This window comes from Bradyrhizobium sp. 141 (assembly GCF_023074055.1).
In the GTDB taxonomy this organism is placed as follows: Bacteria; Pseudomonadota; Alphaproteobacteria; order Rhizobiales; family Xanthobacteraceae; genus Bradyrhizobium.
Genome location: NZ_JADPKR010000045.1, coordinates 20,754 through 46,973, shown reverse-complemented (window position 1 = coordinate 46,973; position 26,220 = coordinate 20,754). Strand labels below are relative to the sequence as shown.

Here is a 26,220-nt window from a genome sequence, read left to right as displayed (position 1 = left end):
GGCGATTGGCGGCGGACCGGATACGCGATATGCCCTTGCGGGCCGTTCCCCTTATGACCCGTACAATGCGGCCAGTCTGGGGCGCAAGCGCCCCGTTTCCCGGACCGGACGGACCGGTCCGCCAGCGAATAGCAGAAATCGATGCACGATGCGACATTGAGGAACCGGTTGGGGCAATGGCTCGAGCCCTCCCGCCGGAGCGATGTTCCCCCGTTCATGGTGATGGACGTCATGGCCGCGGCGGCCCGAATCGAGGCCGCTGGCGGCCATGTCATCCACATGGAGGTCGGCCAGCCCGCGGCCGGCGCGCCCAAAACCGCGATTGCGGCCGCCCATGCCGCGCTCGAGGCCGGGCGGATCGATTATACCTCCGCGCTCGGCATCCCCAGTCTGCGCGAGCGCATCGCACGCCATTATCGCGACGCCTATGGCTGTGACGTCAGCCCCGAGCGGATCGTGGTGACCACCGGCTCCTCCGGTGGGTTCATCTTGGCTTTCCTGTCGATGTTCGAGCCGGGTGACCGCGTTGCCGTGACGGTGCCGGGTTATCCGCCTTATCGTCATATCCTCACCGCGCTCGGTTGCGAGCCGGTGCTGATCGAGACCACCAACGAGACGCGCCATGCGCTCACCGGCGAGGCATTGCTCGCGGCCCATCGCAAGGCGCCGTTGAAGGGCGTGCTGGTCGGCAGCCCCGCCAATCCGACGGGGACGATGATGTCCCGCGAAGCGCTCGCTGGTCTGATTGCGGCCGCCGAAGACGCGGGAATTCGCTTCATCTCGGACGAGATCTATCACGGGCTCGATTATGCGTTTGCGGCCGTCACCGCCGCCGCGCTCTCCGAGCACGCACTCGTGATCAACTCGTTCTCGAAGTATTTTTGCATGACGGGCTGGCGCGTCGGCTGGATGGTCGTACCTGAAATCCTGGTGCGGCCGATCGAGCGGTTGCAGCAGAACCTGTCGATCTCGGTGCCGTCGCTGTCGCAGATCGCGGCAGAGGCCGCCTTCGACGGCGCCGCCGAGATGGAGGCGATCAAGCACGGCTATCAGGAGAACCGGCGGATCTTGATCGAGGGATTGCCGAAAGCCGGCCTAGCCAAGTTCCTGCCGGCCGACGGTGCATTTTATCTCTATGCCGACGTCTCGGACTTCACCTCCGACAGTTTCGAGTTCGCCAAGCAGATGCTGGAGCAGGCACGCGTTGCGGCAACGCCCGGCCTTGATTTCGATCCCGTTCACGGACGCTCGTTCATTCGTCTTTCTTATGCGCGGTCGCCCGGGGAGATGCGCGAGGCAGTTGACCGGATCGCTCACTGGCTTAAATAGCCGCCAGTTTTCGACCACTTCCGGAGTTCATCTTGTCTGATCGATCTGCCCCGACCGCGGCTGCGCCGCACTTTTCTCTCGCCGCATTGATGTGGCCGACCCGGCCCGGCGAAACCGTAGGCAGCTTGCGCGCCGTGGTGCTGATCGCGCTCGGCACCGCATTGATGGCGCTATCAGCGAAGGTCAGCCTGCCGTTGCCCTATGTCCCCATGACGTTGCAGACGCTGGTGGTGCTGATGATCGGTGCTGCCTATGGCTGGCGTCTTGGCAGCGCAACCATGATGGCCTACCTCGCCGAAGGTGCGCTTGGCGCGCCGGTATTTGCCGGGCCGGTGGGTGGCATTGCACCGCTGCTCGGCCCGACCGCGGGATATCTGTTCGGTTTCATTGCGGCCGCTTTCGTGACCGGCTGGCTCGCCGAGCGCGGCTGGGATCGCAGCGTGCCGCTTTTGTTTGCAGCAATGGCTGTAGGCCATATCGTCATTCTGGCCGCCGGCTTCGGCTGGCTGGCGTTCGGCCTCGGGCTGGGCGTTGCGAAATCCTGGCAGGTCGGCATCGTGCCGTTCGTTGCGGCTTCGCTGGTCAAGAACGCGCTTGGCGCGACGTTGATGCCAGCCGCGCGCAGGCTGATCGAGCGCCGAAGGTAAAACCGGCAAAAGCGAGCGGTTCCGATTGACAGGGCCGGCCAAGTTGATCTTGGCTGGCCCAAAGTTTTGAGGGGGAGTGAAACGATGACGACGACAACGATGGCGGAGGCGCCGATCGCGCCGCCCGCAGCAAAGCCGTGGTACAAGGTTCTCTACATCCAGGTGCTGATCGCCATCGTGCTCGGCGCCATCGTCGGCTGGCTCTGGCCACAGCTCGCCACCAACGAATGGATCAAGGCGCTCGGTGACGGCTTCATCAAGCTGATCAAGATGGTGATCGCCCCGATCATCTTCTGCACCGTCGTCTCCGGCATCGCCCATATCCAGGATGCCAAAAAAGTCGGCCGCATCGGCGTCAAGGCGCTGGTCTATTTCGAGGTCGTCTCGACCTTTGCCCTGGTGATCGGACTCATCATCGGCAATTTGGTGAAGCCGGGCGCAGGCTTCGGGGGTGGAGCGGCCAACGAGGCGGCCGTTGCGAATTACGCCAAGCAGGCCGCCGGCCAGAAGTCCGTCGACTTCGTGCTGCACATCATTCCGGACACCGTGGTCGGCGCCTTCGCGCAGGGCGAGATCCTCCAGGTGCTGCTGTTCTCGGTGCTGTTCGGCTTCGCGGTCATGAGCCTCGGCGAGCGCGGTCACACTATCCGCAGCTTCATCGACGACGCCGCTCATGCCGTGTTCGGCGTCATCTCCATCGTGATGCGCGCGGCGCCGATCGGCGCGTTCGGTGCGATGGCCTATACGATCGGCAAGTTCGGCACCGGCGCGATCCTCAATCTGGTCGGGCTGATCGCCACGTTCTACGTCACCGCGGCGCTGTTCGTTTTCGTCGTGCTCGGCACCATCGCACGCCTGGCAGGGTTCTCGATCTTCAAGTTCCTGGCCTACATCAAGGACGAATTGCTGATCGTGCTCGGCACCTCGTCCTCGGAAAGCGCGCTGCCGTCCCTGATGGAAAAGCTGGAGCGGCTCGGCTGCTCCAAGTCGGTGGTCGGCCTCGTGGTGCCCACCGGGTACTCGTTCAATCTCGACGGCACCAACATCTACATGACGTTGGCGACGCTCTTTATCGCCCAGGCGCTCGGTTACGATCTCTCCTTCAGTCAACAGGCCACGATCCTGGTCGTGGCGATGCTGACGTCGAAAGGCGCTTCCGGCATCACCGGTGCGGGCTTCATCACGCTGGCGGCGACGCTGGCCGTGGTCGATCCGCGCCTCGTGCCGGGCATGGCGATCGTGCTCGGCATCGACAAGTTCATGAGCGAGTGCCGCGCGCTGACCAATCTGTGCGGCAACGGCGTCGCCTGCGTGATCGTCGCCTGGTGGGAGGGTGAGCTCGACCGCGACAAGCTCAACGCCAATCTCTCCAAGCAGATCGATCCGACCGACATGGAGACGGCGATCACGACGGACTGATCGGCAAGCTGCTTCGTCAGGCTTCGCGAAATCAGGGCTGATCGAGATCCGATCAGCCCTTTTCCTTTTGGGGTCTAGAACCGCTCCGGCCGATACGGCGCGGGATCAATCGCCGGCGTCTCGCCGCTCATGATCTCGGCGAGCAGCCGTCCGGTCGCGGGTCCCAGGGTAAAGCCCTGATGGCCGTGGCCGAAATTCATCCAGAGGCCGGGATGACGCGGCGCTTGCCCGAGGACCGGCAGCATGTCGGGTGTGCAGGGGCGGGTGCCGAACCACGGATCGGGCTCGACGCGCTTGCCGAGGTCGATCAGCTCGCGTGCGGAGCCTTCCGCGCTGGCGAGCTGCACGGGCGTTGCGAGCGCGTCCGGGCTCGTCAGCTCAGCTCCCGTGGTAATGCGGATGCCCTTGGCCATTGGGCCCATGGCGTAGCCGCCGCCCTTGTCGACGAGAGGCAGGTCGAGCGAGGCGCCGCCGCTGTAGTGCATGTGGTAGCCGCGCTTGCGCACCAGCGGAATGCGATAGCCGAACTTGTGCAGCAGATCGGGCGACCATGGTCCGAGCGTCACGACGGCATGGGGGGCGTCGAGGCGCCCCTGGTCCGTATCGACGGACCAGCCGGTCGCGGTCTGCCGCAGGCTCTGGGCATTCCCGAGAACTATGGTGCCGCCGAGACGCTCGAACAGCTCGGCATACGCCGTGACGAGCGCCCCTGGATCGGACACGGTCCAGGTGTCGAGCCAGTGGATCGCGCCGGGGAGATCGTCGCGCAGGATCGGCTCGGCCTTGGCAAGCTCGCTGCCGGAGAGCACGCGAAAATTCACGCCGAATTCACGTTGATCTTCCTCCGCCGTCTTGATCGCGAGGTCGAATGAAGCGGCATCGCGATGCAGCATGCGATAGCCTGCGCGGCGGATCAGATTGTCGGCATGGGCTTCGCGAATGAGGATGTCGTGCTCTGCGGTCGCGTAGGCGATCAGCCGTGCCCAGGCCTCGATCGCCTCGCGATGCCGCTTCGGCGCCGAGTGCCACCAATAGCGGAGCAGGGGCTCGACATGGCGGTGAAGCGACGACAGGCTGTAGCGCACATCGTTGGTGCGGCCGGTCGCGATCTTCAGCAGCGTCGCAAGGTCGCGCGGCATCGGATAGGGGCGGACCGCCTCGGCCTGGATCATTCCGGCATTGCCATAGCTGGTCTCGCGGCCCGGCTCCCTGCGATCGACGAGCGTGACGGTCCAGCCGCGCTGCTGCAGGTGCAGCGCCGCGCTCACGCCGATCATGCCGCCGCCGAGAACGATTGCGCTTTGCATCGGAAGAATTCTCCTGTCGGTTATTCCCAAGTAAGGAAGCCGGGAGCGGACGATAGAGTCGGTGCTGCGGCGAGCCGTGCCAGGTCAGGCACGGGCCGGCACAATTGCGCATCGCCCACGAACGCAGCCTCAACGCTCGCGGCAACCGAGAGCACGATGGCGTCGCCGCCACGCGGACCGACGATCTGGAGGCCGAAGGGCAGTCCGGCTTCATCGAGGCCGAGCGGAATGCTGATGGCGGGATGGCCGGGAAGCGTGACGGCGTAGGCCAGCGCGAGCCAGTGGAAGTACGATTTGGTCGGCGCGCCGTCGATCTCTGCCGGATAAGGCTCCGACCATGGCCGCGGGCTCAGCGTGATGGTCGGGCTGATCAGCACGTCGCAGGTTTCGAAGAAGCTTTGATAAGCGCGATAGATCCGCGTCTGCGTCGTCGTGGCCCGCGCGTGGTCTTCGAGCGTGTAGCCGAGCCCCTCCTCGACATTGGCGCGGACATTGGGGCCGAGCATCTCGGGACGTTCTTTGTAGTTCTTGCCGTGCGTCGCCAAAAACATCCCCGCGCGCAGCACGGCGAAGGCGTCGTCGGCGCCGGAGCAATCCGGCGTCGCCTCGCGGGATTCCGCGAAGAGAGGCGCAAGCTTTTTCATGCGGGCGCGAAACACGCGCCGGATCGCCTGCTCGGTCGGGGCGAAGCCAAAATCCTCGGTGAAGGCGAGGCGCAGCCTGCCGAGCTCTGCGGAGCGCGGAGCGGCCCAGCGCTCGGCGCGGCCGCGCAGGGGCTCGCCGGGCAGCGTATAGGCGAGCGGATCGCGGGCATCATCGCTCGCCATCACCGACAGCATCAGCGCAGTGTCGGCGACGTTGCGCGCCATCGGCCCGTCGGTCGACAAATTGGACCAGCCGAACGCGCGTTTTTCGCTGGCGACGAGGCCGTAGGACGGGCGCATGCCGACAATGCCGGCGAAGCCGGCCGGATTGCGCAAGGAGCCGCCGGTGTCCGAGCCCGAGGCGAGCGGAGCCATGCCGCAGGCGAGCGCCACCGCCGAGCCGCCGGAGGAGCCGGCCGCCGAGCGCATGGGATCGAAGGGGTTGCCGGTCGCGCCGAACACGGGATTGCGGGTGTTGCCGCCGGCCGCCCATTCCGGCGTGTTGGTCTTGCCGAAGATGATGGCGCCGGCGGCGCGCAGGCGCGCAACCGAGCTCTGGTCAGCGGCTGGGACGTTATCCTTCAGCAGTGGGCTGCCATAGGTGGACCGCATCCCGGCGGTGTCCTGGGTGTCCTTGATGAGGACGGGAAGGCCGTGCAGAGCGCCCCGATCCTCGCCGCGCAGGATGGCAGCTTCGGCCGCCTTGGCAGCGGCACGTGCACCTGGCTCGTCCAGTGTCACGACGGCGTTGACGGCGGGATTGACGGTGCCGATCCGCGACAGGCAGGAATCCAGCAGCTCGACGGGCGAGATCGCCCGTGCGGCCAATAGGCGGCGCAGCTCGACGGCACCGGAATCGCAAAGCTCTGACAATGCCGTCCCCATTCTGATTGCGAAAACGGCTTAGCACATCGGGATAACGGCGAAACAAAAACGCCCGGCAGTGCCGGGCGTTTTGCATTGGGTGTTCGGCTTTATTCGCCGCCGCCGAAGCGGCGGGACCACCAACCGGCGCGGCGCGGTGCGGCCGGCGTTTCGCTTGCCGCTTCCGGCGCCGGTTCAGCTTCCGGCGCGGTGACTGGCTCGGCCGCTTGCGCAACCGGCGTTGCCGGCTCGCTCGGGCTGCTCGACAGGAAGCTCACCTTCTCGCGGACTGTGGAGCGGCGCCGTGCGGCCTTGTCGTCGGCGGGCTCTTCCTCCGCGGCAACGGGTTCGGGCTGGGCCGGCGCCTCGGTCTGCAGCTCGGCGCGCGGCTCAGGCTGCGAGACTTGCGGCTCAGCGCTGTGCTCGGCTTGCGCAATCGAGGGCGCAGCCTCACCGCCGAAGCCGTCGAAATCGGCAACCGCGTCGGCAGCTTCCGATGGCTGATTGGTGCCGAGTTCGTCGCCGATGGAGCCGGCAAGACCTTCCTCGCCACCGCGACGGCGGCGTCCGCCGCGACGACCACGCCGGCGCCGGCGGTCCCCGCTGCCCTGCTGCTCACCACGGGCTGCTTGTTCTTCGCCTTCTTCGCCTTCCTGCTCGGGCTCGGCATCGTCCTCGCCTTCGCCGGTCGCTACGGCCGCCTCGGGAGGGGTGGGGGCGCCATCATCGCGCAACTCGCCGTCGCGCGGGCCACCGCGGCCGCGGCGGCGACGGCGGCGCTTGCGGCGCTGGCCGTCCTGCTCGGAGGCGGCGTCGCCTGCGGCCTGCTCCTCGGCGAGGCCTTCGGTCTCCTCGGTCTCGACCTCGGATTCGGTCTCCGGATCGAACTCCTCGTCGTCGTAAGCTTCTTCGGCCAGGGGCGGCGGGCTCGCGGCGGCCTGCGCCACGAGCAGCGCCTTGGCGGCCTCCAGCGTATGCACCTGCTCGCCGCGGTCGATGAGATAGGCCTGCGGCCCGCTGACGCTGGAATCTGCGATAACCGAGAGGGTGACCTTGAAGCCGTTCTCGAGATCACGCAGATGGCCGCGCTTGTGGTTGAGCACATAGAGCGCGACGTCGGTGCGGGTGCGGACCACGAGATTGTGGGTCGCGCCCTTCATCAGGATCTCTTCGAGGCCGCGCAGCAGCTGGAGCGCCACCGAGGACACCGAGCGGACATGGCCGGTGCCGCCGCAATGCGGGCACGGATCGGTCGAGCTCTCGAGCACGCTGGCGCGGATGCGCTGGCGCGACATCTCGAGCAGGCCGAAATGGGAGATGCGGCCGACCTGGATGCGCGCGCGATCCTGCCTGAGGCAATCGGACAGCTTGCGCTCGACCGCGCGATTGTTGCGCTTCTCGTCCATGTCGATGAAGTCGATGACGATCAGGCCGGCGAGGTCGCGCAAGCGAAGCTGGCGGGCGACCTCTTCGGCCGCCTCCAGATTGGTCTTGAGCGCGGTGTCCTCGATGTGGTGCTCGCGCGTCGATCGTCCGGAGTTGACGTCGATCGAGACCAGCGCCTCGGTCTGGTTGATCACGATGTAGCCGCCGGAGCGCAGTTGCACGGTCGGCGAGAACATCGCGTCCAGCTGACTCTCGACGCCCATGCGCGAGAACAGCGGCTGGCCGTCGCGATACTGCTTCACCGCGCCGACATTGGCGGGCATCAGCATCTTCATGAAGTCGCGCGCTTCACGGTAGCCGGATTCACCCGCCACCGAGATCTCGTCGATCTCCTTGTTGTAGAGGTCGCGCAGCGAGCGCTTGATCAGCGAGCCTTCCTCATAGACGAGGGTCGGGGCCTGCGAGTTCAGCGTGAGGTCGCGCACCGTCTCCCACATCCGGATCAAATATTCGAAGTCGCGCTTGATCTCCGGCTTGGTGCGGGCAGCGCCGGCGGTGCGCAGGATGATGCCCATGCCCTCGGGCACGTCGAGATCCTGCACCACTTCCTTCAGGCGCGAGCGGTCCTGGGCGCTGGTGATCTTGCGGCTGATGCCACCGCCGCGCGCGGTGTTGGGCATCAACACGGCATAGCGGCCGGCGAGCGACAGGTAGGTCGTCAGCGCCGCGCCCTTGTTGCCGCGCTCTTCCTTGACGACCTGCACCAGCATCACCTGGCGGCGCTTGATGACTTCCTGGATCTTGTACTGGCGGCGCGGACGGAAGGTGCGCTCCGGCACTTCCTCCAGCACGTCGTCTCCGCCGACGGATTCGACGACTTCCTCTTCGGCTTCCTCGTCGTCTTCGTCTTCCTCGGCGTCGTCGTCTCCGGCAGCCGCTTCGGAGTCGTGATGCGGAGCCTCGGCGTTCTCGCCGGCGGCGTACACGGCGTCGGCCGGTTCAGCCGCTGATGTCACGGCCTCGGCGAGATCCTCGGCGTGTGCTTCGGAGGCAACCTCTTGCGGCTCGGCAACGACCCCGGTGGCGACCACGGGCTCGGCGCCGATTGCTGCGACAGGTGCAGGCGTCTCGTCGGCATGTTCATGGTCGTGATGATCGTGCTCGCCGTGATGACTATGGTCGTCATGATCGTGGGCGTGATGATCGTCACCATGGACATGATGATGGTCGTCGTGACCATGTCCTTGGTGATCATGTCCCTCGTGGTCATGATCGTCGTGATCGTGGCCTTCGTGCTCGCCGTGATGCTCCGCGCCGGCGTGCAGGTGCTCGCCCTCGTGCAAGGCGCCTTCGGGCAGGGCCTCGCCCTGGACCGGTTGGGCCGCGGGATCGGCGCCTTCGACAATGTCGCTGCGGACGCGTTCGCCATGACTACGGCGGCGTGAGTTGCGGTGGCGCGAACGGCGGCGGCCGTGGGAGCGGTTCTCGCTCTCTTCCTCGGCCTCGCGATGGGCCTGTTCCTCGGCCTCGATCAGCGCCTGCCGGTCCGCGACCGGGATCTGGTAGTAATCGGGATGGATTTCGCTGAAGGCGAGGAAGCCATGGCGGTTGCCGCCATATTCGACGAAGGCGGCCTGGAGCGAGGGTTCGACCCTTGTGACCTTGGCGAGGTAGATATTCCCGCGCAGTTGCTTGCGTTGTGCGGTCTCGAAATCAAACTCTTCGACGCGATTGCCGCGGACCACGACGACCCGGGTCTCTTCCGGGTGGGTGGCATCGATCAACATCTTGTTGGGCATGTCTTAACTCTTGGCGGCGGCGGGCGCGATTCACCGTGGGCGCGTATCGCGCCGCCGGGTGACGCGACGGTCCACCTGATTCGGGGGTGAGGGGAAGGCCGAAACGCCGTCTCTCGCGCCTTGCCGAACCGGAAGCTTCAGGACCACGGCGGCGTGCGGGATTTTCACTCCGCAGCGTCGCGAATGGTCCTTCAGAATTCGTCGGCACAGTCTGGCGCATCAAGCGTCGGCCCGTATGAAACATTGGGCGGCGAGGCCGCCCTTCAATCAGTTGCTGCTGGCCAGGCATGGCGCGAGCGCGCTCGCCTTGGGGATCACGAACCGCTCCCTTGGGATCAAGGGACCGGGTAATGGGTTACGTCGCTGTCAGAAGAACTGTCCCGGTCACGCGAGTGGTAACTTAGGACCGTCCGCCGCCGACGCTTGACCCGCTCCACCTCGCTGCCGCGCACCGCGCTGGTCTTAGAGGGAAACGGAAAACGCTGGAATTCTCAAACCTTGAGAGTTCCGGCGATGCACCGGCAGGCTGAATGCGACACAACCGGAAATATCGGCCGTCAGCATTCCGTACATACGAGGAATGAGCCATACGTGCAAGGGAGCGTCGCACGGCGGTCACAGTCAGCGAGTTTCGCATTTCTGTCATTAAGGATCGATTAACCCTGTGGTTCTATTGCGTTAAAAGGGCTGCTCGGAGGCGCGGAATCGGTGGCGAGCCGCACAAATCGACGGATTCTGCTGGGATGCGCGCTGCTGTGCGCTGCAGCATTGCCATGTGCTGATTCCTCGCGCCTGAGGGCGGCGGAGAGCCAGCCGCAACCCGCTGTTGCGGTAGCGAATTTCCCGATTGCCTCGGCCGCCCGGCTGGCCGGTGACGGCAAGCAGACCCGCTTCGTTCTCGACATCGACCAGGCCATCACCTTCCGCGCCGTCACGCTGGCCGACCCGTACCGGGTGGTCGTTGACGTGCCGCAGGTCAATTTTCAGCTGCCGGCGGGCACAGGGGCCGGGGGGCGTGGACTGGTCAAGGCGTTCCGCTACGGGCTCGTCATGCCAGGCGGCTCGCGAATCGTGTTCGACCTGGCGGGACCGGCCAGGATCGCCAAGTCCTACGTGGTGGAGGCCGCCAACGGCCAGCCAGCCCGGCTTGTGCTGGAGCTGGAAGAGGTCGACCGGGCCGCCTTCGCACAGTCGCTCGCGCCCGAAAATCGTCCCCAGCTACGGCCCACCATCGCCGAGGCGAAGCCTGCAATGGCTCCCGCGACGACAGCCCCGGAAACGGCGCAGCAGAAGGCCGATGGCCGCCCGGTGGTCGTGATCGATCCCGGCCATGGCGGCATCGACAATGGCACGCAGTCGAGCGGCGAGAGCGAGAAGAACCTGGTGCTGGCCTTTGGGCTGGCGCTGCGCGACAAGCTGGAGAAGGCCGGCAAATACCGTGTGGTCATGACCCGGGACGACGACACCTTCATTCCCCTCAATGACCGGACCAAGATCGCCCGCAATCTCAAGGCCGCCTTGTTCGTCTCGATTCATGCCGACGCGCTGCCTCGTGCCGAAGGCGATGCGCAGGGCGCGACCATCTATACGCTGTCCGACAAGGCGTCCGACGCCGAGGCCCAGCGGCTGGCGGATGCGGAAAACCGGGCCGATGCGATCGCCGGTTTCAACCTGGCGGAGGAACCGACCGACGTCGCCGACATCCTGATCGACCTCACGCAGCGCGAAACCCGTACCTTTTCAAACCGTTTCGCCCGCCTTTTGATGGGTGAAATGAAGTCGACGGTGCGGATGCACAAGCATCCCCTGAAGTCGGCCGGCTTCCGGGTCCTGAAGGCGCCCGATGTGCCCTCGGTGCTGGTCGAGATCGGTTATGTCTCCAACAGGGGCGACCTCGAACATCTGGTCTCCGAGGGCTGGCGGTCCCGCGCTGTGGGCTCGATGGCGCAGGCAATCGACGGGTTTTTGACCAAGCGGTTGGCTACGGCGGGATCGTCAAATTGACGACCCTGGGATCGTCAAATTGACGACCTCGGGATCGCCCAAAGGGGCGACCCGGGGGATCCCCAATTGGGCGACCCTGGGGTCTTCAAACTGAAAGGGTTTTTCCGTCCCGTCGCAAAAGCCCTAGTTTGGCCACAGCGGGCGCTTTATAAAAATGCCGCAGGGGGGTTCCGGAATCGGCGAGAACCCCGTTCGGCAAGCGTCTTAAGTCCGGCACTGATGGTATTGCGTAAGCCGGTGAATTCGCGACGTGAAGTTGGCGCCTGTTTGGGGTGCCAAGGGGCCGAGACTGGGCTGATACTGGGCTGATCCAGAGTTTGAACGGATAAACAGATAATGCGCTTGCTGGTGCGGTTCATGGGCTTCCTGTTCGCCGCGGGAACGGTGGTGTTCCTTGTCGGTGTCGGGGCCGTGGCAGGCCTGATTTGGCATTTCTCCAAGGACTTGCCTGATTACTCTCAGCTTCAGGATTACGAGCCGCCGGTGATGACCCGCGTGCACGCGGTCGACGGTTCGCTGCTCGGCGAATACGCCAAGGAGCGGCGGCTGTATTTGCCGATCCAGGCCGTGCCCAAGCTCGTGATCAACGCGTTCCTGGCAGCCGAGGACAAGAATTTCTATGAGCATGGCGGTATCGACTACACCGGCATGGCGCGCGCCGGCGTTGTCTACATCCAGAACTACGGTTCTAACCGCCGTCCGCAGGGCGCTTCCACGATCACCCAGCAGGTTGCGAAGAACTTCCTGCTGACCAACGAGGTCTCCTTCGCCCGCAAGATCAAGGAAGCCTTGCTGGCGATGCGGATCGAGAAGACCTACTCGAAGGACAAGATCCTCGAGCTGTATCTGAACGAGATTTATCTCGGCCTCGGCGCCTACGGCATTGCAGCCGCTTCGCTGGTCTATTTCGACAAGTCGGTGAACGAGCTGACCGTCGCTGAAGCCTCCTACCTCGCCGCGCTGCCGAAGATGCCGGCGACGCTGCATCCGGTCCGCAACCGCGACCGCGCCGTCGAGCGCCGCAACTACGTGATCGACCGTCTGGTGGAGAACGGCTGGATCAAGCAGGCCGACGCCGACAAGGCGCGCAAGGAGCCGCTCGCCGTCACCAGCCGTTCCAACGGCGCCCACACCTTCGCGGGCGAATATTTTGCCGAGGAAGTCCGTCGCGACATCTTCGAGCGCTATGGCGAGAAGAAGCTGTACGAGGGCGGTCTCTCCGTCCGCACCACGCTCGATCCGAAGATCCAGGTCATGGCGCGCAAGGCCATGGTCTCGGGCCTCGTGAACTATGACGAGCAGCAGGGCTATCGCGGCGCCATAAGCAAGCTCGATGTTTCGGGTGATTGGGGCGTGAAGCTCGCCGAGATCAAATCGCTGTCCGACATCTCGCCATGGCGCATGGCGGTGGTGCTGGAGACCAGCGACCAGTCGGCCCGCATCGGCTTCCAACCGAGCCGCGAGCTTGGCGGCGCCATCAGCAAGCAGCGCGAGACCGGCCTCGTCACACTCGATGGCGTGCGCTGGGCGCGCGCGGCCCAGGGCAATGCCAGGGGCAAGACGCCAACGTCCGTGGCGCAGGTGCTTGCGCCGGGCGACGTGATCTATGCCGATCCGCTCTACAGCAAGGAGGGACAGCCGGTCGAAGGCCAGTACCGGCTGCGCCAGATCCCCGAAGTGTCCGGCGCCATGGTGGCGATGGATCCCTGGACCGGCCGCGTGCTCGCGATGGTCGGCGGCTTCTCGTTCGACCAGAGCCAGTTCAACCGCGCCACGCAGGCCTACCGGCAGCCGGGGTCGTCGTTCAAGCCGATCGTCTATTCGGCCGCACTCGACAACGGCTATACGCCCTCGACCGTCGTGCTCGATGCTCCGATCGAAATCGATCAGGGGCAGGGCGCAGGCGTGTGGCGGCCGGAGAACTTCTCCTCGGGCAAGTTCCAGGGACCGGTGACCCTGCGCAACGCGCTGCGGCAGTCCCTCAACACGGTGACGGTGCGCCTCGCACAGGACATCGGTATGCCCTTGATCGGCGAATATGCCCGCCGCTTCGGCGTCTATGACGAACTGCCGAACTATCTCTCGTACGCGCTGGGCGCCGGCGAGACGACGGCGATGCGCATGGTCACGGCGTACTCGATGCTCGCCAATGGCGGCCGCCGCGTGAAGCCGACGTTGATCGACCGTATCCAGGACCGCTACGGACACACCATCTTCAAGCACGACCAGCGTGAATGCCGCGGCTGCGATGCGCCGGGCGGCTGGAAGAACCAGGCGGAGCCGCAGCTGATCGACCGCCGCGAGCAGGTGCTGGATTCCATGACCGCCTATCAGATCACCGAGCTGATGGAAGGCGTGGTGCAGGCCGGTACGGCCACGGTCATCAAGGAAGTCGGCAAGCCGGTTGCCGGCAAGACCGGCACCACCAACGAGGCCAAGGACGCCTGGTTCGTCGGCTTCTCGCCCGACGTCGCCGTCGCCATCTATATGGGCTACGACAAGCCGCGTCCGCTGGGTAAGGGCAACGCCGCAACCGGCGGCCATCTGGCGGCTCCCATCGCGCGCGATTTCCTCAAGCTCGCGCTTGCCGACAAGCCGGCGGTTCCGTTCAAGGTGCCTGCCGGCATCAAGCTCGTGCGCGTCGTCTCCAAGACCGGCATGCGCGCAGGTCCCGGCGAGACCGGCGGGACCATCCTCGAAGCCTTCAAGCCGGGCACGGCGCCGCCGGACAATTACTCCGTCATCGGCGTTGCCGACGCCGACGGACGCATGCCGGCCTCGCAGCAGCAGCAGCCGGATTCCGGCTTCTTCATGCGGCCCGGCACCGGCGGGTTGTACTAAGGCCGGATAACACAGACGATCACGGTTCCGGCGGTTGCGCTTTGCAGCCGCCGCCGCTACATCCCCATCTCGAATTGCACGCGGGATTCCGCGAGACACGAGAACCACATGCGCGCCGAAATCGAACGGTTGGTAGAAGAGATCAAGCAGTCAGTCGGGCTGCTGAGGAGGCATCTTTGACGTCGAGAAATCGACGGCGCGCCTCGCTGAGCTGAACAAGCTCGCAGAAGATCCCAACCTCTGGAACGATCCCCAGAAGGCCCAGAAGCTGATGCAGGAGCGGACCTCGCTGGAGGATTCGCTTGGCGGCATCGGCAAGGTCGAGCAGGAGCTCGAAGACGATATCGGCATGATCGAGCTCGGCGAAGCCGAGGGCGATGAGGGCGTCGTCAAGGAAGCTGAAGCTGCACTGAAGAACCTCAAGAAGGAAGTCGCGCGGCGCGAGCTCGAAGCGTTGCTGTCGGGCGAGGCCGACCGGTTCGATTCCTATCTCGAAGTCCATGCCGGCGCCGGCGGCACCGAGAGCCAGGACTGGGCGCAGATGCTGCTGCGCATGTACACGCGCTGGGCCGAGACGCACGGCTTCAAGGTCGAGTTCCTGGAAGAGTCCGAGGGCGAAGAGGCCGGCATCAAGTCAGCGACGATCCAGGTCTCGGGCCACAACGCCTATGGCTGGCTGAAGACCGAAGCTGGCGTGCACCGCCTCGTCCGCATCTCGCCGTTCGATTCCAACGCACGGCGACACACCTCGTTCTCCAGCGTGCAGGTGTTTCCCGTCATCGACGACAGCATCAAGATCGACATCAAGGAATCCGACGTCCGCGTCGATACCATGCGCTCGGGCGGTGCCGGCGGCCAGCACGTCAACAAGACCGAATCCGCGGTGCGGCTGACGCATATTCCGACCGGCGTTGCCGTGGTCTGCCAGGCCGGCCGCTCACAGCACAAGAACCGGGCCCAGGCCTGGGACATGCTGCGCGCACGCCTGTACGAAATCGAGCTGAAGAAGCGCGAGGAGAAGGCCGCCGCCGACCAGGCCGCCAAGACCGATATCGGCTGGGGCCACCAGATCCGCTCCTACGTGCTGCAGCCCTACCAGATGGTGAAGGATCTGCGCACGGGCGTGCAGACCTCCGACACGTCGGGCGTTCTCAACGGCGAGCTCGACGACTTCATGGCAGCGACCTTGGCGCAGCGCGCCTTCGGGACCACCGGTGCCGACATCGAGGACGTGGACTGATTATGCCCCGCATCGCCTTCATCGGGCTTGGACGGATGGGCCACGGTATGGCCGGCCGCTATCTCGATGCCGGCTTCACGGTGACTCTGTGGAATCGCAGCAGGGCCAAGGCTGACGACCTGATCGCGCGCGGCGCGCACTGGGCGACCTCGCCTGAGGATGCCGCGATCGATGCCGACGCCGTCGTGACCATGGTCGCCGACGACGAAGCCTCCCGCGCAGTCTGGCTCGGGCCGAAGGGCGCAGCCAAGACCGCGAAATCAGGCACCATCGCGATCGAATGCTCGACCGTCTCTTATGACCACGCCCGCGACATGGGCCGCGAGCTCAACGCGCGCGGGCTGATCTATCTCGACTGCCCTGTGACGGGGCTGCCCGACGCGGCCGCCAGTGGAAAGCTGACGCTGCTGGTTGGCGCCGACGCGGCCGATCTCGAGCGCGCGCGGCCTTATCTCGACCCGATCGGCTCGACCATCCGCCATTTCGGCGCCGTCGGCTCCGGCACGGTCTACAAGCTCATCAACAACCTCATGGGCGCGATCCAGATCGCAGGGCTTGCCGAAGGCCTCGCGATCGCCGAGCAGGCCGGCCTCGACATGAACCTGGTGCTGGAATCGATCCAGGCGGGCGTGGCCGCGAGCCCGCAGGTTCAGCGTCACTCCAAGCGCATGGTTGCCCGCGATTTCAGCGGCGCGACGTTCACGGCGGCGCTGCGTCACAAGGATGCCGCCTATGCGGTGAAGCTTGCGGAGAGCCTGCTGGCGGACAAGCCGCTGGTCTCGCGTGCCGCGGTCGAGTCTTACGCGCAGGCGAAGGCTGCGATGCCGGATGATGATGAAGGCAGGATGATCGAGCTGGTGTCGCGGCCGAAGAAGCCTGCTTAAGGCGTGTACTCATAAACTTCAGCTTAGCAACGCAAAGCGGAAGTCTCCGACCTTGAAGGTGTTCGGCGGCTTGTGACCCCGAAGCGGACGATGCGACAAGCCTGCTGTGGCGCCCGCATCCGTCGTTGCAACTCGGCAACACGCCACAAATATCGTAGGCCGAGGACTGAGGCGTTCTGTCGCAGTTAGGGGATTCGTGCCAGAACCCAACCGTTGCTGGATTGGGGGATTGCAATGCGTCGTTTCGGAAGTGCTGGGGCTGGACTTTTCGCGATTTTGACGACCTCTGGCGCGGCATCTGCTGCGGACCTCGCCGCAAGGCCTTATACGAAGGCCCCGGCTCCGATCGCGGCAATGTACGACTGGAGCGGCTTTTACATCGGCGTTAACGGCGGTGGCGGCTGGAGCCGGAATTGCTGGGACATCGTGACGAACATCCTCGGTGCGGCGGTGGTCCCACCTGTGTCGGAGGGATGCCATACCGCGAGCGGAGCAGCGGTCGGCGGACAACTAGGCTATCGCGGGCAGAGCGGCGCGTGGGTTTTCGGCCTTGAAGGGCAAGGCGATTGGGCCAACCTGAGCGGCTCCAATGGTCCCAGCCTGCTCGCAGGTGGCGGAGGCTCCGACCGCACCAAGATCGATGCTTTCGGTCTGGTGACTGGCCAGGTCGGCTACGCCTGGAGCAATGTCCTATTCTACGTGAAGGGTGGCGGCATCGTCGCGAGCGACAAGTATGAGGGCTTCATCACTGCGACCGGCTTCGTCTTCGACAAAGCGAGCGAGACTCGCTGGGGTGGCGCGGTTGGCGCCGGTCTCGATTTCGGCGTTGCACCAAACATCGTCGTCGGCGTGGACTATGTCCATGGCTTCATGGGCTCGCGCAACAACAGTTTCTACTTCACCGGCCCTCTCGGCGCGTTCTCTCGCACCGATCGCATCAGTCAGGACATCGACATCGTCACCGCGCGCGTCAGCTACCGTTTTGGCGGGCCGCTTATCGCGAAGTATTGATCTCTAAAGGCGGAGCGCGAGCAGAACCGCAGCGAGAGTAAACGGTCCGTCTTTGGCACTTAGCCGACCAGCTGGGGCGACCTCGCGATGTCCGCTATTGAAAACTGAACGGACAAGGCGCCGCCTCCGCGCGGGCTGATCGGGTTTATGAATACACGCCCTAGCCGGCCAGCATCGCGTGGGACAAATTCGATCGCCCCATTCATTGCCGGCATCGGTTTCGTAAACCGGTGTTTCATCGGAAATCGGGTGGCACTGTTCGCAGCGTTGTCCTAGGCGAGCGGGCTCGGCCGCCGATGTGAGAACCCCATGCCCCCAAGCGACAACAGGATCGACGCGCGCGACTGGTCGCTGCTCGCGGTGCTCTCGATCCTCTGGGGCGGCTCGTTCTTCTTCAACGGCGCGGCCTTGCGAGAACTGCCGCCGCTGACGCTGGTGTTTCTGCGCGTCGCGCTCGGGGCGGCCATTCTCGTGCCACTCCTGCGCGTGCAGGGGCTCGGCTTCCCCAAGGGCATCTCAGGTTGGACGCCATTCGTTGTGATTGGGCTGCTCAACAATGTCATCCCGTTCTCGCTGATCGTGATCGGCCAGACGTTCATTCCGAGCGGGCTGGCCTCGATCCTCAACGCGACCACGCCGCTGTTCACCGTTCTCGTGATGGCGGCGTCGGGCGAAGAAGCCTTGCGGCTACGACGCGTGGCCGGCGTGGCGCTCGGCCTTGCGGGCGTGTTCGTCCTGCGGGGATGGGGCCTCGAGACGAGGCTGGGGCAGGGGCTCGGCATCCTGCTCTGTCTTGGTGGCGCACTGAGCTACGGCTTTGCGGCACTGGCGGCCCGGGCATTGCTGAAGGACTCGGCCCCGCTCGGCACGGCAACGTTTCAGCTGATGGCGTCCACAGTGATGATGGCGCTCGTTGCTAGCGCTGTGGAACAGCCTTGGCGTCTGCCGATGCCGAGCCTCACAACCTGGCTTGCGGTGCTTGGCCTCGCCGGCCTCTCGACGGCGCTCGCCTACATCGTCTTCTTTCAGATCCTGCGGCGCTCGGGTGCGAGCAACGTCGTGCTGGTGACGCTGCTCATTCCCGTCACGGCCATTCTGCTGGGATGGCTGGTGCTGGGTGAGCCGATCTCGATGCGCGAGATCGCGGGCGCCATCGTCATCGGCAGCGCTCTGCTGGTGATTGACGGGCGCGCAGTGAGCCTGCTGCGACGCGGCACGTAGGTTCGTTTCATTTCGCGGAAAATCGAACCGCTTGCCAGCGGCAAGCCGCCTTGCGACACTCCTGGCAAAACAAGACTACAAAACATAGGGGAGAGAACGATGCCAAGTCGTCGCGAAAACCTTGCTGCCCTCGCCATGTTTGCTGCCGGCGTGCTCGTCACGGCACCGGCATTGGCGCAGAAGAAATACGACCCCGGCGCCAGCGACACCGAAATCAAGATCGGCAACATCATGCCCTATAGCGGGCCGGCGTCGTCCTATGGGGTGATCGGCAAGACCGAGGCCGCCTATTTCAGGATGATCAACGACCACGGCGGGATCAACGGACGCAAGATCAACTTCATCAGCTATGACGACGCCTACTCGCCGCCGAAGGCGATCGAGCAGGCGCGCAAGCTGGTCGAGAGCGACGAGGTCCTGCTGATCTTCCAGCCGCTCGGCACGCCCTCGAACTCCGCGATCATGAAATACATGAACGCCAAGAAAGTGCCGCAGCTCTTCGTCGCGTCCGGCGGCACCAAGTTCGGTGACCCCAAGAATTTCCCGTGGACCATGGGCTTCCAGCCCAACTACCAGAGCGAGGGCCGGATCTACGCAAAGTACATCCGCGATCATTTCCCCAACAGCAAGATCGCAGTGTTCTGACAGAATGACGACGCCGGCAAGGACCAGTTCAAGGGTCTGAAGGACGGGCTCGGCGACAAGGCGGGCATGATCATCGCGGACAAATCCTACGAGGTCAGCGATCCCTCGATCGACTCGCAGATCGTTGCACTTCACGATTCCGGCGCGGACATCTTCTTCTCATGGGCCGCGCCGAAAGGATCGGCGCAGGCGATCCGGAAGGTCGGCGAGCTCGGCTGGAAGCCGAAATTCTTCCTGGCCAACACGGCGACCTCGGTCGCCTCGGTGCTCAAGCCCGCCGGCCTCGACTATTCCAAGGACATCATCTCGACGGTCTATCTGAAAGACCCGACCGATCCGACCTGGGACAAGGATCCGGCCGTGGTGAATTGGCGCGCGTTCATGGACAAGTATTACTCCGATGGCGACAAGGCCAATTCCAACAACGTCTATGGCTATGTCCAGGCCGAAGCGATGGCGCAGGTGTTGAAACAGTGCGGCGACAATCTCACCCGCGAGAATGTCATGAAGCAGGCTGCGAACCTGAAGGATTTTCACACCGACCTGATGCTACCCGGCATCATGGTCAACACTTCGCCTGACGATTATTTCCCGATCGAGCAGATGCAGCTGATGCGCTTCAACGGGCAAGCCTGGGAGCTGTTCGGCGACGTCATCACCGGGGAGGTCGGCCACGAGCGCAGCCAGTAACTCGCCAGCTGGGAGTCAGCGCTAGCCCGCGCTGAGGCGCACGCCGGCGCGCAAGAACTTCTGCGGATCGACCGCTTCGCCCTCGATGCGGGTCTCGTAGTGCAGATGCGGACCGGTGGAGCGACCGGTCGATCCCACCAGACCGACGACTTGGCCGATCTTCACGGTTTCGCCGACCTTGACGTTGATTTCGGAGAGATGGCCGTAGCGGGTCGAAAGCCCATTGCCGTGGTCGACCTCGACCATGCGGCCGTAACCGCCGGACCAGCCGGCGGAAACGACCTTGCCGTTGGCGGTGACGCGAACCGGATCGCCGCTGGCGGCGCGGAAGTCGAGCCCGGTATGCATTGCGGGCCGCCCGAGGAAGGGATCGCTGCGGACGCCAAAGCCGGAGGTGAACTCGACCTCGCCGATGACGGGCTTGCGGTACGGCACCAGCGCCAGCGTGCGGTTGAGACGATCCATCTCGGCACGCGTGATGTTGATGCGGTTGAGCTGTTTCTCGAACGGTCCGGCATTGGCTGTTAGTTTCACGGGTACGAACGGCCCGCCCATCGCGGTGCGCGGCACGGCGGCTTCGAGATTGGCGAGACTGAGGCCGAGATCGCTGACGACGCCGCGCATCCGGCGCATGCGTGAATCCATGCCTTCCTCGACGGCACTGAGCGCCGCCATCTGGCGACGCTCGACCTGATCGAGCGAGGTCGTGAGCCGGATCAGGACGTTGTCGAAGCCCTGGTTCTTGGCGAACTGGTTGGTCGGCGCTGCCGCGACGGCGGGCGCGCGCGATTCGAGCCGCGCCTCACGGTCCGGCGGTGCGACGAAGATCACGGTGTCGCTGATCGGCGAAGGCTTCGGCGCGATCTGGCTCGAATCGCCGCGCTGCGGGGTCGCGCGGGGAATCGAGCCGGTCACGTCGGGCATGGCCCCGAGCGCCGTGGCCCGGGACTCCAGCGCCGTCTGCCGCTTCATGATCTGATCAAGTTTCTGGTCGAACTGTTCCTGGTCGAGCAGCTGGCGGCTGGTGGTGCGGTCGACCTTGGCGCGCAGCTCGGCGATGCGGTCCTCATAGGCGTACTGCATCTCGGCCTGGCGCGCGATCAGCCGGGTCAGGACGTCGTCACGGAAAGCAAAATAAGTGGCGGTTGCCGCCGACCAGAGACCGAGCAGCACCACCGTTCCGATTACGATCCAGAACACCACGGGCCCAAAGCGGACCTGCTTGCCGGCGTGGACGATGGTGTAGGCGTCGTCGGTCGCGGGAAGGGGGATCGCTGCGGCTGTCGCGACGCCGGGCCGGCGTTGGAAGGCCCGTCCGTGGTCGTGAGGATGATGTTGGGGGTACTGCGAAAATTGGGCAGAACTTTTCGACATCGGCACTCCCGCGCCGGTCGGATGAGTCCGTACGGCCTAATTGCCGCAGCAATCTGGGCCAGTCATGGTTAATTTTCCGGAAATGGGAACAGGCGAATTTAAAGGACTGGTTAAAGACTTCTTGCCGCTTCCAGCACCACGTCGGCATGACCGTCGACCCGGACATTGCGCCAGACCTTGGCCACTTTACCCTCGGTCCCGACCAGTACCGTAGTGCGAAGAATTCCTAGGAAGGTCTTGCCATACATGGACTTTTCGCCCCAGGCGCCATAGGCTTCCAGCATCTCATGTTGCTCGTCCGAAAGGAGTGGGACACCGAGACTGTGCTTGTCGCGAAACTTCTCCTGGGCCTTTAACGGATCGGCGGAGATCCCGAGCAGGGCGGTGCCGGCTGCCGCGAAGGCGCTGGCCAGGCGGGTGAAGTCGATCGCCTCCCGGGTGCAGCCGGGCGTGTCGGCGCGGGGGTAGAAGAACAGGACCAGCTTTTGGCCGGCATAGTCGGCCAATGTGACGACGTCGCCGCCGTCGCGGAGCAGTCGGAAGGCGGGGGCCTTGTGGCCCTCGGCCAGACCGGACTTCGCGCTCGCGGGCGCGGATGGTGATTTGGAGGAATTTAACTGTTTCGATGCGGCCTTATGTGATCCTGCTTTTGCTACGCTCCCGGTTGATTTGCCCGCCGCTGTCCGCTGCGTTTTCGCGGACCTTGTTTGACTCGATGCCCGCGTTTTCAGGGTCTTCTTTTTAGCCGTCGGACTGCCGGAGGGCGTTTTGGACGATTTCGTTCGGGATTTCTTGGACATACGCCTTCCTTTCGACGCTTTCGGCGGGTCAACCGAAGCGGTATTGCAGCTCTCGTCCGGCGTGCCGGAATCGCGCCCTCGGCTGGGCAAGTCTGGCGACGCCGGAGTATGGTTACAAGGAATTCCACGCACCACCCCACTGCTCGTTGAACGCGCTCCCGGGGCGAAATGACGAACAGCAGGAAGATTCGAGGTATGGCTGCAATGCCGGCGCAGGGAGCTTCGCTTCCCGAGGGCGGCTGCGGTCCCGGCGGCGCTCAATCCTATGACGGGCGCCTGTATCGAGAGGCAATGGCAAGGAATAAGTCGCCCCAGGATTACAACCGGGACTTCGATCGGCGCGGCGGCGAGCAACAGCCGCAGGAATGGGACGACGCCGATTGGGACCCGGATCAGGAGGCGGCCGCGGGCTATCGCGCGCGCCGGCTGTTGTCGCGTTCCAATTCGGGCTTTCATCGCTTCGGTGACGGGTTTGGGGCGTTGCGCCGCTGGCTCGCCGCCGATCGCTGGCTGAAGCGTTTCGTCCTTGTCGTCGGGACTCTCGCCGTCATCTTCGTCGGCTGTTTCGGTGCGCTGTGGTGGCGGCTCGGTGCCGGTCCCATCAATCTCGACATCGCAACGCCGTGGCTGGCGGCCGCGATCGAGGACAATATCGGTCACGGCAACACGGTTGAGATAGGAGGCACCCAGATCGAGCGGGCCGGGCGGATCCGCATCGCCGTCCGTATCCGTGACATCATCGTCCGCGACCGCGATCACGCCGTCGTCGCCAGCGCGCCGAAGGCCGAGGTGAAGCTGTCGGGTGCGGGCCTGCTGATGGGGCATCTGCGTGCGGAAAGCCTCAATCTCGTCGATGCCGAGCTCGCGATCCGCATCGCGCCCGACGGCACTGTCACCGTATCCGCTGGCGATACCGCAAAGCCACTGGCAACCGGCGTCGCCTCGAAGAAGGACGCGGGCCTGCCGCCGACATTCCCGCGCAATGGCGTCCCGCCGCCGCCCTTCGCCACAGCGCCTGCGTCCCCAGACCCCTCCCAGGCCGCGCCTCAGGCGAGCGCACAGAGCGGCATCCTTCAGGGCCTCGACTGGCTCGACAGTCTGAGCATGACCGGTCTCGACGGCCAGAACCTCAACGAGATCGGTTTGAAGAACGGCAATCTGATCGTCGACGATCAGCAGCGCGGCAGCAAATGGTCGTTTGAGAACATCACGCTCAGCCTGCGCCGCCCGAGCCGCGGTGGCGTTACGCTGAGCCTCGGCGAGGAGGGCGCGCGCCCGTGGATGCTGCGCGCCACGATCGGGCCGGCCGAGAACGGCGTGCGCTCGGTCGACATCAAGGCGGACAAGGTCTCGACCTCCAACATTCTGCTGGCGCTGCGGGTCAAGGACCTGACCTACACGGCGGACCTGCCGCTGACGGGCGAACTCAAGGGCGAGCTTGGCCGCGATGGCGTGCCGACATTCTTCCGCGGCAAGATCGCCGTTGGCGCGGGCAATATCATCGACACCGACACGCCCGACTATCCGATGGCGATCGACCAGGCCGAGATCAACGTCGAGTGGGACGCCAATCGCCGGGTGCTGGTCGCACCGTTCAAGATCCTGTCGGGCGCGAACCGCCTGACGCTGCTGGCCCATGTCGAGCCGCCCAACGGCACCGTCAACGACTGGCAACTCGGCTTCAGCGGCGGTTCGATCCTGCTCGGCGGCATCGACAACGAGCCGCCGCTCGTCTTCAACCGCATCGCGATCGGCTTCCGTTTCGACACCGACCACAAGCGCTTCCTGCTGACGCAGGCCGACATCAGCAATGGCGAGATCGGCGTCGCCGGCACCGGTGCCATCGACTATTCGGGCGAGCCGCGCCTGACGCTCGGCTTTGCGGGAACGCCGATGTCGGCCTCGGCGCTGAAGCGGATGTGGCCGACGCTGGTCGTTCCAGAGTTGCGCGAATGGGTGATCGAGCGGATCGAGCGCGGTACGCTTCAGCGCATCGAGATCGGCGTCAATTCGCCGACGAAGAACCTTCCGCGCAAGGGCCCGCCCATTCCCGACGACGGCCTCTCGGTCAACATCGTGGCGAGCGGCGTCGCGGTGCGTCCCGTGGACGGCATGCCTGTCGTGCACGATGCCGATTTGAAGGCGCGCGTGACCGGCCGCACCGCCACCGTGAATATCAGCCAGGGCATTGCCGATACGCCGGCCGGCCGCAAGGTCACGATTTCCGATTTCGTCTTCGAAGTGCCTGACATGGCGTCCAAGCCCTCGCCATCGCGAACGAAGTTTCGCGTCGAGGGACCGGTGCCAGCAGCGGCCGAAATGCTCTCCAATGATCGCTTGAGCGATCTGTCGTCGACAGTCGTCGACCCCAACACCAGCAAGGGGACATTCACGGCGAACATCCAGCTCGGCATGCCGGTCAAGGGCGAACTGACCAAGTCTGACACGACCTATGCCGTGTCGGCCGACCTCAACGGCTTTGCCGCCGACAAGCTGGTGATGAACCAGAAGCTCGAGGCCAACAATCTCAAGATCGTCGCGAACAACCAGGGCTATCAGGTCAAGGGCGACGTCAAGATCAACGGCCAGGCGGCCTCGCTCGACTACCGCAAGCCGACCGAAGGCGATGCTGATGTCAGACTGCAGGCGACGCTGGACGATGCGAGCCGGGCGCGATTGGGATTCGATCTTGGCCCGGCCATCAGCGGATCGTTGCCGATCAAGCTCTCTGGCAAGATCGCCGGCGGTCCCGACCAGACGACGAAGCTCGGCGTTGAGGCCGACCTGACGTCGGTCAAGCTCGACAATATCCTGCCGGGCTGGGTCAAGCTGCCGGGCAAATCAGGCAAGGCCAGCTTCAAGGTCGTGCCGACCGCGCAATCGACGCGCCTGGAGGACATCGTCATCGAAGGCGGCGGCGCCTCGATCAAGGGCTCGCTCGAGGTCGACGCGAATGGCGACCTCATGAACGTGAATTTCCCGACCTATTCGCCGTCTGACGGCGACAAGACCTCATTGAAGGCTGAGCGTGGTCAGGACGGCGTCATCAGGGGCACCATGCGCGGCGACGTGTTCGATGGCCGCGGCTTCCTGAAGTCGGCGATTTCAGGCAATTCCAAGGACGATTCCAAGAACAAGATGAAGAACGTCGATTTCGACATCGACGTGAAGCTGGGTGCCGTCGCCGGTTTCAATGGTGAGGCGATGCGCAGCGTCGATGCCAAGATGTCGAAGCGCAACGGCGCCATCAAGGCCTTTACCCTGAGCGGCAAGATCGGCCGCGATACGCCAGTGGCGGCCGATCTGCGCGGCGGGCGTGCGCAGGGCAGCCGCGAGGTGATCTACCTCCAGACCAACGATGCCGGCGCGCTGCTGCGCTTCACCGACACCTACACCAAGGCGGTCGGCGGCCAGATGGTGGTGGCGATGGAGCCGCCGGCCTCGGAGCCGAACACCTCGCGCGAGGGCCTCATCAATGTCCGTGACTTCACGGTGAAGGGCGAGGCGCAGCTCGAACGCGTCGCCGCCGGCGCGCCCAACGGCACCGGGAACGGCGTCTCCTTCAGTGCGCTCCGCGCCGAGTTCACCCGGCAGAACGGCGCGCTCACGATCCGCGACGGCGTGGTCAAGGGCCCGATGATCGGCGCCACCATCGAGGGCTCGATCGACTATCCCGGCAACCAGGTCTGCATGAGCGGCACCTTCGTGCCGATGTATGGCGTCAACAACATCTTCGGCCAGATCCCGCTGTTCGGAATCTTCCTCGGCGGCGGCAACAATGAAGGGTTGATCGGCGTGACCTATGAGGTGGTCGGCACGCCAGCGGCGCCCGTGATGCGCGTCAATCCAATCTCGGCGATGGCGCCCGGCCTGTTCCGCAAGATCTTCGAGTTCAACACCGGCAAGCAGAACTCGCCATTCGAGGAATTCCCCTCGCAGTCGAACGACGGCTCGACCGGCTCGGCGCGTCAGCTGTCGAGCGGTTGCAGCCTGGCACGGCGGTAAGCGCGGGACGGCTGTCTCCGCGTCATGGCCGCGACAAGTCCCGGCCATCCACGCCTCACCACATAGCACGAAGAACGTGGATGCCCGGGACAAGCCCGGGCATGACGGCC

The 26,220-nt window shown here is 64.8% G+C and carries 15 protein-coding genes and 1 pseudogene; 11 read left to right on the top strand and 5 right to left on the bottom strand.

The annotated features are described in order from the left end of the window. Window positions 1–141 precede the first annotated feature (141 nt). The 3 genes from IVA81_RS12410 to IVA81_RS12400 all read left to right on the top strand — a co-directional run bounded on the left by IVA81_RS12410 (window position 142) and on the right by IVA81_RS12400 (window position 3,395). Window positions 142–1,329, top strand: coding sequence for an aminotransferase class I/II-fold pyridoxal phosphate-dependent enzyme (locus IVA81_RS12410; protein WP_247316803.1), 1,188 nt, complete (start codon window positions 142–144; stop codon window positions 1,327–1,329). A gap of 89 nt (window positions 1,330–1,418) precedes the next feature. Further along, the gene (locus IVA81_RS12405; RefSeq protein WP_247317818.1) at window positions 1,419–1,976 is read left to right on the top strand and encodes a biotin transporter BioY; all 558 of its coding nucleotides are present in this window, start codon (window positions 1,419–1,421) and stop codon (window positions 1,974–1,976) included. A gap of 84 nt (window positions 1,977–2,060) precedes the next feature. After that, window positions 2,061–3,395: a dicarboxylate/amino acid:cation symporter gene (locus IVA81_RS12400; RefSeq protein ID WP_247316802.1), complete on the top strand. Its 1,335-nt coding sequence runs from the start codon at window positions 2,061–2,063 to the stop codon at window positions 3,393–3,395. 74 nt (window positions 3,396–3,469) lie between these two features. On the opposite strand, the gene IVA81_RS12395 is transcribed toward IVA81_RS12400, so the two are convergent. The 3 genes from IVA81_RS12395 to IVA81_RS12385 form a co-directional block, all read right to left on the bottom strand. After that, window positions 3,470–4,702, bottom strand: coding sequence for an FAD-binding oxidoreductase (locus IVA81_RS12395; protein ID WP_247316801.1), 1,233 nt, complete (start codon window positions 4,700–4,702; stop codon window positions 3,470–3,472). Window positions 4,703–4,722: 20 nt separating this feature from the next. After that, window positions 4,723–6,219, bottom strand: coding sequence for an amidase family protein (locus IVA81_RS12390; protein ID WP_247316800.1), 1,497 nt, complete (start codon window positions 6,217–6,219; stop codon window positions 4,723–4,725). A 101-nt stretch (window positions 6,220–6,320) separates the two neighbouring features. Continuing rightward, window positions 6,321–9,395: a ribonuclease E/G gene (locus IVA81_RS12385; RefSeq protein WP_247316799.1), complete on the bottom strand. Its 3,075-nt coding sequence runs from the start codon at window positions 9,393–9,395 to the stop codon at window positions 6,321–6,323. Between the two features lie 708 nt (window positions 9,396–10,103). Here IVA81_RS12385 and IVA81_RS12380 point away from each other — a divergent pair. The 7 genes and pseudogenes from IVA81_RS12380 to IVA81_RS12350 all read left to right on the top strand — a co-directional run bounded on the left by IVA81_RS12380 (window position 10,104) and on the right by IVA81_RS12350 (window position 19,931). Then, entirely contained in the window at window positions 10,104–11,399 is a 1,296-nt protein-coding gene (locus IVA81_RS12380) for an N-acetylmuramoyl-L-alanine amidase (RefSeq protein WP_247316798.1), read from the top strand. A 336-nt stretch (window positions 11,400–11,735) separates the two neighbouring features. Continuing rightward, the gene (locus IVA81_RS12375; protein WP_247316797.1) at window positions 11,736–14,240 is read left to right on the top strand and encodes a penicillin-binding protein 1A; all 2,505 of its coding nucleotides are present in this window, start codon (window positions 11,736–11,738) and stop codon (window positions 14,238–14,240) included. 108 nt (window positions 14,241–14,348) lie between these two features. Then, a protein-coding gene (gene prfB / locus IVA81_RS12370; protein WP_246921661.1) for a peptide chain release factor 2 occupies window positions 14,349–15,480 on the top strand; the annotation gives its coding sequence in 2 pieces (ribosomal slippage) (window positions 14,349–14,417 and window positions 14,419–15,480; 1,131 coding nt in all). A 2-nt stretch (window positions 15,481–15,482) separates the two neighbouring features. Beyond that, window positions 15,483–16,364 (top strand): NAD(P)-dependent oxidoreductase, encoded by an 882-nt coding sequence (locus IVA81_RS12365; protein ID WP_247316796.1) that lies wholly within the window; start codon window positions 15,483–15,485, stop codon window positions 16,362–16,364. A gap of 234 nt (window positions 16,365–16,598) precedes the next feature. Beyond that, the gene (locus tag IVA81_RS12360) at window positions 16,599–17,375 is read left to right on the top strand and encodes an outer membrane beta-barrel protein (protein WP_247316795.1); all 777 of its coding nucleotides are present in this window, start codon (window positions 16,599–16,601) and stop codon (window positions 17,373–17,375) included. Between the two features lie 309 nt (window positions 17,376–17,684). Continuing rightward, complete coding sequence (locus tag IVA81_RS12355) at window positions 17,685–18,596, top strand: DMT family transporter (protein ID WP_247316794.1); 912 nt, start codon at window positions 17,685–17,687, stop codon at window positions 18,594–18,596. A gap of 99 nt (window positions 18,597–18,695) precedes the next feature. Continuing rightward, window positions 18,696–19,931 (top strand): annotated as a pseudogene (locus tag IVA81_RS12350) (ABC transporter substrate-binding protein). A gap of 21 nt (window positions 19,932–19,952) precedes the next feature. Here IVA81_RS12350 and IVA81_RS12345 read toward each other — a convergent pair. Together IVA81_RS12345 and IVA81_RS12340 are read right to left on the bottom strand one after the other, a co-directional pair. Then, on the bottom strand, window positions 19,953–21,305 hold the full coding sequence (locus IVA81_RS12345; protein ID WP_247316793.1) for a M23 family metallopeptidase: 1,353 nt from the start codon (window positions 21,303–21,305) through the stop codon (window positions 19,953–19,955). Between the two features lie 110 nt (window positions 21,306–21,415). After that, the gene (locus IVA81_RS12340) at window positions 21,416–22,105 is read right to left on the bottom strand and encodes a peroxiredoxin (RefSeq protein ID WP_247316792.1); all 690 of its coding nucleotides are present in this window, start codon (window positions 22,103–22,105) and stop codon (window positions 21,416–21,418) included. 204 nt (window positions 22,106–22,309) lie between these two features. Between IVA81_RS12340 and IVA81_RS12335 the strand changes: the two genes are divergently transcribed. After that, the gene (locus tag IVA81_RS12335) at window positions 22,310–26,110 is read left to right on the top strand and encodes an AsmA-like C-terminal region-containing protein (protein WP_247317815.1); all 3,801 of its coding nucleotides are present in this window, start codon (window positions 22,310–22,312) and stop codon (window positions 26,108–26,110) included. Window positions 26,111–26,220: the final 110 nt, after the last annotated feature.